The sequence below is a fragment of the Chryseobacterium urinae genome (assembly GCF_030518295.1).
Taxonomy (GTDB): domain Bacteria; phylum Bacteroidota; class Bacteroidia; order Flavobacteriales; family Weeksellaceae; genus Chryseobacterium; species Chryseobacterium mucoviscidosis.
In genome coordinates, this window is record NZ_JAULSJ010000024.1 from 31,888 (window position 1) to 44,662 (window position 12,775).

At 34.4% G+C, this 12,775-nt stretch carries 8 protein-coding genes; all 8 read left to right on the top strand.

Features of this window, described 5'->3' with window-relative positions; all coding sequences use genetic code 11:
* The first annotated feature begins 10 nt into the window (after positions 1–10).
* Entirely contained in the window at positions 11–388 is a 378-nt protein-coding gene (locus tag QWT87_RS14880; protein WP_302716869.1) for a transposase, read from the top strand.
* Positions 389–759: 371 nt separating this feature from the next.
* Entirely contained in the window at positions 760–3,561 is a 2,802-nt protein-coding gene (locus QWT87_RS14885) for a SusC/RagA family TonB-linked outer membrane protein (RefSeq protein ID WP_185207749.1), read from the top strand.
* 15 nt (positions 3,562–3,576) lie between these two features.
* Entirely contained in the window at positions 3,577–5,049 is a 1,473-nt protein-coding gene (locus QWT87_RS14890; protein ID WP_185207746.1) for a RagB/SusD family nutrient uptake outer membrane protein, read from the top strand.
* A 98-nt stretch (positions 5,050–5,147) separates the two neighbouring features.
* Complete coding sequence (locus QWT87_RS14895; RefSeq protein ID WP_302716872.1) at positions 5,148–7,082, top strand: putative porin; 1,935 nt, start codon at positions 5,148–5,150, stop codon at positions 7,080–7,082.
* 13 nt (positions 7,083–7,095) lie between these two features.
* The gene (gene bshC / locus QWT87_RS14900) at positions 7,096–8,682 is read left to right on the top strand and encodes a bacillithiol biosynthesis cysteine-adding enzyme BshC (protein ID WP_302716873.1); all 1,587 of its coding nucleotides are present in this window, start codon (positions 7,096–7,098) and stop codon (positions 8,680–8,682) included.
* Positions 8,683–8,941: 259 nt separating this feature from the next.
* On the top strand, positions 8,942–10,882 hold the full coding sequence (locus QWT87_RS14905; protein WP_302716875.1) for a LysM peptidoglycan-binding domain-containing protein: 1,941 nt from the start codon (positions 8,942–8,944) through the stop codon (positions 10,880–10,882).
* 70 nt (positions 10,883–10,952) lie between these two features.
* Positions 10,953–11,828 (top strand): ACP S-malonyltransferase, encoded by an 876-nt coding sequence (gene fabD / locus QWT87_RS14910; protein ID WP_302716878.1) that lies wholly within the window; start codon positions 10,953–10,955, stop codon positions 11,826–11,828.
* 12 nt (positions 11,829–11,840) lie between these two features.
* The gene (locus QWT87_RS14915) at positions 11,841–12,743 is read left to right on the top strand and encodes a GYDIA family GHMP kinase (protein WP_302716880.1); all 903 of its coding nucleotides are present in this window, start codon (positions 11,841–11,843) and stop codon (positions 12,741–12,743) included.
* Positions 12,744–12,775: the final 32 nt, after the last annotated feature.

Consider the following 12,775-nt stretch of genomic DNA (forward strand, 5'->3'; position numbering starts at 1 on the left):
GCGGCATATAATGGTAGACAAAAACGGATTTCTATTAGCAATAATGGTAACTGTAGCCAACGTTTATGATGGTAAAGCGGTGGAATTATTAATGAGAACCCTGTATTACTTTTTAAGTCCTGTAAAAGTTATTCTCGCTGATGGCAGTTACAGAGGAGAGGTTATAGAGGCTGTAAAGAAAAAATTTGGGTATCTTATTAAGGTTGTCATGCGTTCAGACGAGAGAAAGTCAGGCTTTAAGCCTGTTCATAAAAGATGGATTGTAGAACGTACATTTGCATGGTTTGATAATAACAGGAGATTGTCTAAAAATTACGAGTTATTAATGGAAACATCGGAAAACATGGTCAAATTATCTGCTATAAAACTTTTATTGAACAAAATTTAAACAGGCTCTAATTTTCCTAATGCATTATAGTCAATTATCAATTTTTAAAAGAAAAAGATTTAGGAATTATAAAAAAATCTATAATATATTGAGATTGTGAATATTTACTTATTTACTTTATTTGTGATTTAAATTTGTATTGAATTTAAATAACTTTAAGTAGTTTAAATTATTTTTAATGATTTTTATAATTTTGTGATATTTTTTTTAGTTTATTTAGTTGTTATTTGTTTTTTTTATTTTTTAAAATGAAATAACTTTGAAGGTTAACATAAATGATTTTATTTTTTTTAAATTTTTAACATTAAAAAGTTGTTAATGTTAAAATTTATTAACATTTTTGTTTTTCTTAAATATTAAAATTTGTTAATATGAATGTGAAATTACGTGTCTTAAGTGCAGGAGTACTATTTTTTTTAGGCCAAACTGCTTATGCACAAAAAACAAAGTCAGATACACTTCCAAAAGAAAAAAATATTGAAGAAGTGGTAGTGACTGGTTATCGTACAAAAAAAGCTGATGAGATTACTCAAGCACAGTCTGTTATTGGTAGTGAAGAGCTAAAACAACAGTCAAATACTTTATCTTTAACAAATATGTTGCAAGGTAAAGCTCCTGGAGTTTTTGCTCAAACCCTTAGCGGACAGCCTGGTAGTTCAGGCTCTATTACAATTAGAGGTTTTTCTAACTTCTCTAACACTGGTGCTTTAGTTGTTATTGATGGTCAATATTCAACTTTCGCTCAATTAAATGCTTTAAATCCAAGTGATGTAGAATCTCAAGTAATTCTGAAAGATGCTGCTGCAACTGCGCAATATGGATCAAGAGCTTCTGCGGGGGTTATTGTTGTTACAACTAAAAGAGGAGCTAAAGGAAAAACTAACTACAGCTTTGAGTCTAGATTTGGAACTTCTTGGAAGGTTTCAGATAAGGAGATGAATTTCCAAATGATGGATGCTGGGCAGAAATTAGCTTATGAAAATGCAATAGCTCCTCTTGTGGGTAATACTCCATGGACAGATGCTGAGGTTGCTACATTAACAGCTCAAAATCACGACTGGCAAAAAGATGTTTTGAAAAACTCTACAGAAGAATCATATTTTTTTACTGCAAATGGAGGTACCGACAAAAGTTTATTTTACTATTCTTTAGGATATGATAGTAATTCAGGTATTATTCAATATCTAAATGCTTTAAAAAGATATAGTGCAAGATTTAATTTTGAAAACCAATTAAATGATAAAATAAGAATTGGAATCAATACATCTTTACAATATCAACAGACCCAAAATCAGAGAGATTTAAATAATGCTCAGAATCCATTTAGATTTATGTATTCTGCAAACCCTTATGAGGCTGTATTTTTACCGGATGGTTCATATAATCCAACAAGTGCAGGTTTCCCTGTATTAGAGGCATTACAGAGAAATAGATCAAATAATAGCAATCTTAGAATAAATGCTAATATTTTTGGAGAATATAAATTCACCAATTGGTTAAAATTCAGATCATCTCTTTTCAATACTTTTGCGCAACTAAAAGGTAAATCTATTTTGGAACCGGGTTCATATCTTGATGTTATTCTTGGATTAAATGGTCAGGTTAGTCAGTCAAATAACGATTTATACTATCTTACAGCCAATCAAAGGCTAGACTTTGATAAAAAGTTTGGCTTACATAAAGTTAGTGCAACAGCATTTTTTGAATATAGTACAGAGGATACTAATACGATGACTGCTACTGGAAGAAATTACAGAACACCAGGATTAGATATTCTAAGTAATATGGTTACTCCATTTGCTACTGCGGGTGGAAGAACACAGACCAGAAGAACAGCCTTAGCGTTATTAGCTGATTACAATTATGATTCTAGATATTTGGTAAGTGGATCAATTAGAAGAGATGGTAGTTCGAGATTTGGTTTGGATAACCAATATGGCGTATTTTGGAGTGCAAGTGCTGCTTGGAACATCGCAAAAGAATCATTTATTGATATTCCAAACTTAAGAGCGTTAAAGTTAAGAGGTTCTTATGGTATTGCGGGTAATGATGCTGCTATTCCTGACTATGTAAACCAACCTTATGTAGGATTTGGATTATACGGGCCGAGTGCAACTACGGTTGTTCCAACAACTATTGGAAGTAGACAATTGGAATGGGAGAAGGTTAAAATCACAAACGTTGGTTTAGATTTTAATTATTTTGATAGATTTAGAGGATCAGTTGAGTACTTTATTAACAAGCGAAGCGATTTCTTACAGCTAATTCCTAATGCTACTGTTCAAGGGAGTTATACAGCTTATTCAAATGCTGGAGAGTTAGAAAATAAAGGTATCGAAGTTGATCTTTCTGCTGATATTATCAGAAAGCAAGATTGGAATATTCAGCTGAGAGGAAATTATTCTAATATCAAAAATAAAATCTTAGCTTTGAGAGAAGGTGAAACATCTAGGAATATTGGAAACAATAATAAGCTGGAGGTTGGAGAGATGCCTTATTATTTCAGAATGGTAAGATATGCAGGTGTAAATCCTAATAATGGAGAAGCTTTATATTTTACAAATAGAACTACAGCTAATGCGGGAGAGACATTCTATGATTTGCCAGAAGGAAGGGTGACAAATTTTTATTCAACGGCAGATATTCAGGATATTAAAGATAAGTCGCCTTATCCTAAATTTTTTGGTGGATTTGGAGCTACATTCTCATACAAGAATTTCAGTATTGTTGCTGATTTTACCTATAAATTTGGTGGCTATGCTGTAAATAATGAGGCTCTAAATAGATTAGACCCATCACAATTTAACACTAACAAATCTGTAGATGCTGTAAATTATTGGAGAAATCCTGGAGATACAAATGTTCTTCCTGCACCTAATCCAGATGGTATTTGGATGACAGATTATTTCTTGCAGAAAACAGATTATATTAGATTTAGAAGTTTAAATGTAGGATATACTTTTGATAAAAATTTCTTAGGAGAGAAAATTCCTTTAAACTCAATTAGAGTTTACGCACAGGCTCAAAATCTTGTTCTATGGACTAAATTCCAAGGAGATCCTGAGGTTGCCATAGGTTCGGGTGAAGGTAATACTGATGTTCCAGGATCGTATACATTATACACTTATCCTACTCAAAAAACTGTAACTTTCGGTGTTGAATTACAATTTTAAAATTGGTTAAAGATTATGAAAAATAAATTAATTAAAATAGCAATATTAAGTGTTTTCACACTAGGTGTTTTATCTTCATGTGAAAGAGAATTAGATCAAACATCATTTAGCCAGATTCCATTGGATAAAGCTATGGATGGAAGTAGTCAGGCCAACTTCACTCAGGCTATTAACGGTGCCTATTCAGCAATTAAGGGGAGTGGATATTTTTCAGTAGATACTGGAAACCAGATTATCGTTCCTGATTTAACAACTGATAATTTAATTTACAACCCTCAAGGTAGAGGGTCAAACTTTACTGCTTACAACTGGAGTTTCTCAGCAAATAATGGCTCTGTTACTGGGTTATTTACTCAGGCTTATTTTGTTATTTCAAGAGCAAATATGCCACTATATTATATTAATAATCTTCCGGCGGGTGCTTTTAGAAATAATATTGAAGCAAACGCCAGAGCGATCAGAGCAGCAGCGCACTTCGATTTGGTTAGGGCTTATTGTAAGATACCTACTCAATCTGCAGATGCTAATGCTTCATTGGGAATTCCTTACATCACAGAATTTAACCCTCTTGAAAACTCAACCATTAGAAATCTAACTGTTGCTCAGGTTTATGATAATATTATTAGTGACTTAAATTTTGCTGCTAATAATATAACTGACTCGCCGTCTGATAAGTCAAAGTTTTCTAAAGCTGCAATTTATGGCCTTTTGTCAAGAGTTTATTTATATAAAGGAGATTATAATAATGCTGTTTCTGCTGGAAATCAAAGTATTTCATTATCATCTAGTGTTGGAACCAGATCAACTTTTACGAATATTTGGGCTTCAAACAATGTTGATGGGGTTCTTTTTAAAGTTTTGAATTCTACACAGGAAAACGTAACCGTTGGTGTAGCTTATCAGCAGGGAGCGACTTCTACAGGTGGAAGTGTTAGATCTGAATACGTTGTTCCAAAATCTTTAAATGATTTATATACATCAACTGATATCAGAAAGACAGCTTATATTAGAACTAGTGCATATCAAGGAGTTCAAAGAAACCATGTTATTAAATGGGCATTTAATACTGGTGGAGCTACTCCTCTAAATGTTGTAGAAGTTAAATATTTAAGAACTGCAGAGGTATATTTAAATGTTGCAGAAGCTGCATATAGATTAGGAAATGAGACTCTTGCTAATTCCTTGCTTAACAATTTGAAAGCACAGAGATATAGTCCGTACACTCCTGCAACTTTAACTGGAACAGCTTTATTTAATGAAATAATGCTTCAAAGAAGACTTGAACTTGCATTTGAAAATGATAGATATTATACCTTCAAAAGATTGGGGCTTCCTATGCAGAGGACTGGTGAAGGACCAAATGTCGATGGTACCGGTACTGCTTCAGTTGTTCAAACAATTCAGCCAGCAGATACAAGATGGCAATGGCCGATTCCACAATCAACTATTAATGTTACTCCATCTTTCCAGCAAAACCCTGGTTACTAATTTCAAAAACTAAATTGAATATTTTTTATCAACCCCGCAATTCAAGCGGGGTTTTTTATTCCCTATTATTTCTTATTTTTGCTTTACAATAAAAATAAATGAAATACCTATTTTCCATCATATTTTTCCTGAGTGTAGCAGCTCAAGCCCAGGTCGTCAACAAAACAGACTTCAATAAGCTTCCCAAAGATAAAGACACGCTCGTTATCGATTCCGGGAAAAAAGACTCTTTAAAAATATTTAAACCAACTATTAATGATTATCTCTATCAGAAGCAGTTTTCTGAAAAGAAAGTCTTTGATACCGTGATGACTTTCGATAAAACGTATATTTTTTCTCAGTATAACAATAAAGATAACTTTGGAAGAGCGCAGGTCGCAAACATAGGAGCAGGATTTAATCCGCTAACATATGAAGTGAATGCCGAACAAAATTTAGCACTATTACCAACCAACAAATCATATTGGATTTTAGGCGTTAATGATATCAATTACTATGACGTAAAAACCCCCACCGCAACCTTCATTTATCATAATGCAATGAAAAATGGAGCGGCTTTAAGATCTTCTTACACGCAGAACATTGGAAAAAGATTTAATTTTTCTCTGGAATACAGCGGATTACGTTCACAGGGAATGTACAGAAATTCATTGGCATCCAATAACAATACTTTGTTTACAGGACATTATGTCTCAAAAAGCGGAAATTATGAATTGTTTGCACATTATCTCCATCAGAATGTGAACAATCAGGAAAATGGTGGAATTGCAGTCGACAGTTTATTTCAGAACGGCGACAGCAATTCAAGAAACAGGCAGAATATGCAGGTAAATCTTACCTCTTCAAGTTCCCAGTACTCCTATAGAAGATATTATTTAACCCATCAGTTTGCCCCTTTTAAATCAGAAAAAATTCCTTTTAAAATAAGACATACCATTTCTCATCAGGGAAACAAATATTATTATGCCCAAAGTTCCGCTGAAACTTACTGGTACGATGCTCCGGATGAACTGGTGACAGGAGCTCCGCTTACTTCAAAAAAATATTCAGACAACTTCAGCAATACGGTAAGTCTGGTTTGGGACAATGAGAAATTTAAACTTGATGCCGGTCTCCGTTACCAGATGCTGAAATTTGGCTCCAATGAAATTACACTTCCGATTTTAGTTATTCCTACAGAAATTAAAGAAAGCCGAATCGGGGCAGTCGGAAACTTACAGATTAAACTTTTTGATAAAATCCAGTTAAATTCATTTTTGGAATTTTCTAACGGAAGCCAGTTCGGAACCTATTTAAAAACAACCAATAATCTGAAATTTGAGCCGGTAAAAGATTACTTTGTGAATGCAAAAGTAAACTTTCAAAGCGCTTATCCGTCCTTCAATTATCTGTTGAATACTTCTGTGTATAATAATTACAACTATTATTTTCAGAATGCCCAGAACCAGACCATCTCAGAAATTGGAGGAAGCGTCGGACTAAAGTGGTTCAAAACAGAATTGTTCGCGAACTATTTCAGAATAGATAATTATACATACTTTGATGCTATTGCCATGCCTCAGCAAAGCGGAAGTTCCGTTAATATTTCGCAGATCGGAGGTGACGCTACATTCAGCTATGGTAAATTTCATTTAAATACAAGACTGCACTTCCAGAACGTTTTAACCAACAAAGATTTGCTTCCGTTACCAAGTTTTATAGGTCGTGCCAATTTCTTCTTCCAGTCCAAAGCCTTTAAAAATGCGGCGGAAATTCAGACAGGAATTAAAGTATATTATTTTTCGAAATTTGCATCACGGGAATTTTTTCCAATTCTTAACGAATACATCTTACCGGGTTCTAATTCATTTTCTATCGGAGGACAGCCGATTGCCGATGTTTATTTCAATCTGAAAGTTAAAAAAATGTTCTTTTTTATTGAAGGACAACAGGTCGGAACTTTCCTTTCTAACAACAAAGCATATGCATTTCCAAGTTATCCGGTCTACGATTTTAGGCTGAATCTGGGAATCGTATGGTATTTGTTCAACTAAAATATATATCAAGTTGAAAACTATAAAAAAAATATCTTTTCAGGATATCCAAAGCATCCCTCAGTTAATCAAAGATTTTTTAAATCATGATATCGAGGGATTTGAAGAAAAAACATTTTCTTTAGACCATTTTAAGAAACAGATCGCGCAGAAACAGAATTCTTTCACGGCGGATCAGAGAAATATTTTAGCCGGTAATTTAGAAAGGCAGCTTGCCCATCTTGAACTTTCTTCAAGGCAGAATGAAAATATAGATCATTTAAGACTTTCTAATACCTTCACCATCACCACCGGTCATCAGTTGAATCTCTTTTCAGGCCCCGTTTTTTTTATATACAAGATTTTGCAGACCATTAAAACCTGTACTTATCTAAAAGAAAATTTTCCTGAATTTAATTTTGTTCCTGTATACTGGATGGCTTCCGAAGATCACGATTTTGCGGAAATCAACCATTTTAAAACCGAGAACAAATTTTACGAAATCAACGAAAAATCAGGCGGTTCGGTTGGAAGAATAGAAATTAACGATACATTTTTCATATCTGAATTTGAAAGAGAATTCAAAGACTATGTTTTTGGGACGGAACTGATTTTAATGCTGAAAGAAGCTTATAAAACCGGACATACATTAACTCAGGCAATCCAGATCTTAGTCAACAGACTGTTTTCAGATTTTGGCTTACTGATTTTGGATGGTGATTCTAAAGCTCTTAAAAATCAGGTCAAAGAAACCTTCAAAGATGAACTGCTGAACTTCAGTCTCCATAAAAGCTCAAAGGAAAAAGTAGATTTCTTAACTCGTAAATACGGAAAAGTTCAGGTAAATCCGCGCGAAATTAATTTATTCTACCTTTCGGACACGAGAGACAGAATAGATTTTGACGGTCAGAAATACTTTGTGGTAGATAAAAATATTCAGTTTACCAAAGAAGAAATTTTAAATGAACTTGAAAATTCTCCGGAAAAATTTAGTCCGAATGCACTGATGCGTCCAGTTTATCAGGAAACTATTCTTCCCAACCTTGCTTACATTGGAGGAAATGCAGAAATCATGTACTGGCTGGAACTCAAAGATTACTTTTCAAACATAAATGTTCCTTTTCCGATCCTGATTCCCCGAAATTCCATGCTGTTTTTAAAAGAAAAAACACTCGGGAAAATAGAAAAACTGAATCTTAAAGTAGAAGATTTCTTCCAGAACTTTACGACGGTCATCAACAATAAAATGCTGGAAGATAATTCCATTCTGGAAATGTTGGAACAAAAGGAAAATATACTCATCAGTCAGTTTGCCGAACTTAAAAATATCGCCGAAACAACCGAAAAATCTTTCGGAAATATGGTGAAAGCCGAAGAAATAAGACAGTTGAAATCATTTAAAAGAATGAAAAAACGTCTTCTTCATGCAGAAAAGATTAAAAAAAGCGAATTGATGGAAAGACTGGAAAAACTGTTTTTAGATGTAAATCCTTCTAAGAATTGGCAGGAAAGAGTTTATAATTTTAGCGTATTTTTTGCAGATCATGGATATCAGTGGTTAGATTTTTGTTTAGAAAAAATAGAAATAGAAAAATCAGAATTTATAATTATTGCTTATTAAGGATAAAGAATCTATTATTGCGTTTTAAAAATAAATGAAATGATGCAGAAAAATTCTTCTCTTTCGTCTACAAAAAAGATGTTCTGAAATTCTTAGGATAATAATTCTGAAACTGAAAGATCTATTATTCGGAGCATAACGAAGAAATTCAATTCTATCCCAAAGTAACACTCTGAATGTTAACAGAAAGTCTTTTCAAAACCAATAATTATTGCCATTTAATTTTAAAGAAGTATTTTTGCATTTATAATCACCGAATATGATAAAGAGGTTTTTTATTCTATCCAGTTTATGTATGGTTTTGGGTATGTCTGCCCAGAAATCGCACACCGTTGTAAAAGGAGATACTCCTTATAATATTGCTAAAAAATACGGACTTACTGTAGAAGAATTGCTAAAACTAAATCCTAAAGTGAAGGACGGTAAATTGGCGCTTGGAGATGTTCTTACAGTAAAAAATGATAAAGCAGCTCCTGCTTCATCAAAAACACCTGCTGCTTCAAAGCCTGTAAATAATTCTCAGCTTGGAAAAATAATTCTTCAGCCAAAACAAACCATCTACGGAATCACAAAACAATACAGAATATCCGAAACAGACCTCAGAAAACTGAATCCTGAATTGGATGCTCACATGAAGATCGGAGATGAAGTTACCCTGCCTCTTGAAAGCATTAAAAAATATGGCGGAGAACAGAGTATTGCCGTACATACTTCTCCGGTAGAAAAAACTGTTGAAACTGTTGCCGAAACTCACACTATAAAAGCTTCGGAAGACGAATATATTGTACAGCAGAAAGACAATTACTACAGAATTTCAAGACAGTTCAATATTACAAAAGAAGAATTGTTTGCCCTGAATCCCGGATTGGAAGAAAAAGGATTAAAACCGGGGGAAACAATTAAAATAAAAAAAGCAGGAACAAAAAATTCCGGAGCTGATATTTTTGAAGAAAATTCAAATCCGAAAACCAAAGTAGATTCAGGGAATGAAAAATCTTCATCGAACACGGTTTCTTCGGAAGACGATTATGTAACCTATACTGTTCAGCAGGGAGATACCGTTTTCTCGATTGTGAATAAATTTGGAGTTACAATAGATGAACTGATTGCGCTGAATCCTGAACTTTCCAAAGGACTAAAAACAGGAATGGTTTTAAAAATTAAAAAACTGGATCCTGCCTATGTAAAGAAAAATGGTGATGCTTTAAGCGTTGTAATGATGCTTCCTTTTGGCTACAGCACAGGAGAAACACAATATCGTACCATGGCTTTAGATTTCCTTACGGGAGCAAAACTTGCTATTGAAAGAAATGCCAGAAACGGACAAAAATTAGATATAAAAATTGTGGATTCAGGAAATGAAGCTTCGTTCCGAAATTCATTAACCCAGATAAATCCGGATAATACAGACTTAATTATCGGTCCGTTCTTCAAGTCGAACGTTGTAGATGTTCTGGACTTCACGAAAAACCAGAAAATCCCGATTGTTGCACCATTTGCCAACTCTCCGGAATTGTACAACTACAGCAACCTGATTATCGTGGAAACCAACGATCAGACCTATGCCGATAAAATTGTAGAAGAAGTGAAATCTGCGTTCTCGGATCAGAAAATCTATATAGTTGCAGATTCTAAAAAAGAAAATGCCAATTACATTAAAGCCGGTCTTGAAAAAACGCTTAAAAATCCAAACATCACCATCGTAAATTCATCAGCAGATATTCAGCTTGATAAAAATATGATGACAGGACAGTCTGCTCCGGTGATCGCGATTTTAGCAAGTGATAGTGATTCGGCAGGTGAAGCTTTCGCCAACAGAGTAATCGCTTTATCCAAAGAAGTTCAGGGAGTAAAAGCTTTCAGTATGCATTACGCTCCGGTTTTCGAGAAAAAAGTAGATGATCTTAGCCAGGCAAATCTTGTCTATTTAATGGACAGAAAGATCAATACAGAAGGAAGCTTCGAAAAAGAAATTCTTGCCGCTTATAAAAATAAATACTGTAAAACACCTCCAAAATTTGCCATCGTAGGTTTTGATATTGTGAATGATATGCTGACCAGAGAAAACAAAAAAGGAGAAATTTTCAAACAGATGAATAAGGTACAGACTCAGCTTGCCACAAAATTTGAGTTTGTAAAGTCCAAAGCAAACGGAGCCTATGTAAACACAGGGTACCGCGTTATCAGATTGGTTCCTTAATCATTTGATTGTGTTTTAAAGAATATTGTTAACATTATAATTATATTTGCATAATATTTTAAATTAATACATGAAAGCACTTGTATTTCCAGGGCAGGGTTCTCAGTTCGTAGGAATGGGAAAAGAGTTGTACGATTCTAGAAAAGACATCAAAGATCTGATGGAATCTGCCAACGAAATTTTAGGGTTTGATATCCTTTCGATGATGTTCAGAGGAACGGATGAAGATCTTAAAAAAACGGAGGTTACCCAGCCTTCAATTTTTATCCACTCGGTTGCTGCTTTAAAAGCCGTGAACGGTCTTGGAGCTGAAATGGTTGCAGGACATTCTTTAGGAGAATTTTCAGCATTGGTTGCCAATGGAGTTTTATCTTTTGACGACGGTCTGAAGCTGGTTTCCGAAAGAGCAAAAGCAATGCAGGAAGCCTGTGATGCCAATCCAAGTTCTATGGCAGCTATTTTAGGAATGGAAGATGCTAAAGTGGAAGAAATCTGTGCAGCAATCAGCGGAGTTGTTGTTCCTGCAAATTATAACTGTCCGGGACAGTTGGTTATTTCCGGCGAAACAGCATCTGTAGAAGAAGCTTGTGCAAAACTGAAGGAAGCAGGAGCAAAAAGAGCCTTACTTTTGCCGGTAAACGGAGCATTCCACTCCCCATTGATGCAGCCTGCACAGGAAAGATTAGCGGCGGCAATAGAAAATACAAAATTCAGAAAAGCAACTATTCCGGTTTATCAGAATATTACTACCACTGCAATCTCTGATCCTGAAGAAATTAAGAAAAACCTAATTGCACAGCTTACAGGTCCTGTAAAATGGACGCAGTCTGTTCAGAATATGATTAAAGACGGTGCCAATAACTTCGTGGAAGTAGGACCGGGAAAAACATTACAGGGACTCATCAAAAAAATTGATTCTTCTGTAGATGTAGCTTCTGCAATCTAATTAATAAAAATCATGGGCGAGATATTTTCACCGGGAAAGCTGATGCTTACTTCAGAATATTTCGCAATGGACGGAGCTCTTGTCTTAGCGGTACCTACCAAGCTGGGACAAGAGTTTTCTTTTGAAGAAATTCACGATGAAAAATCTCTCATTTTCTGGGAAGCCTATCATCAAAATAAATTATGGCTGAAAGCTGTCATCGATTATCAGAACTGGCAGATTTTAGAAACCAACATTCCGGCAAGTGCTGAATTTATTTTAAAAACCTTAAAAAATGTTCAGTCACTTTCTGCTATTACATTCAAAAATAATTTTACTTACCATTTAAAGACCAACCTTCAGTTTCCTGCGGATTACGGACTTGGAAGCAGTTCTACTTTAATGACCAATCTTGCGGAATGGGCGGAGATCGATCCGTTTTATTTAAATAAGATAAGTCTGGGCGGAAGCGGATACGATATTGCTGTGGCAAAAGAGAAATCGGCAGTGCTGTATCAAAGTGTTCCTGAAATTAAATATGAAAAGGTAAATTTTAATCCTTCTTTTAAAGATGAATTGATTTTTATTCATTTAAATCAGAAACAGGACAGCCGCGAAGGAATTAATTTTTACAAGTCTAAAACCAGGTCTCAAAAACGGATTGATGAATTTTCGGATATTACAAGAAATATTTTACTATGCAACGAATTGGAAAATTTTTCTGAACTAATGTTGATTCATGAGCAAAAAATATCGGATTTTCTTGAAATTCCTACAGTTAAGGCTAAATTTTTTCCAGATTGCCCTGTTTTTGTCAAAAGTTTGGGAGCTTGGGGAGGAGATTTTGTAATGAGCTCAAAATTTGATGGCTTTAAGGACTATTTTTGGGGAAAAGGTTTTCACACGATTTTCGAATGGTCTGAAATAATTGCTTGATTTTCAATTTTTTACAAGGTTTATTTTTTATT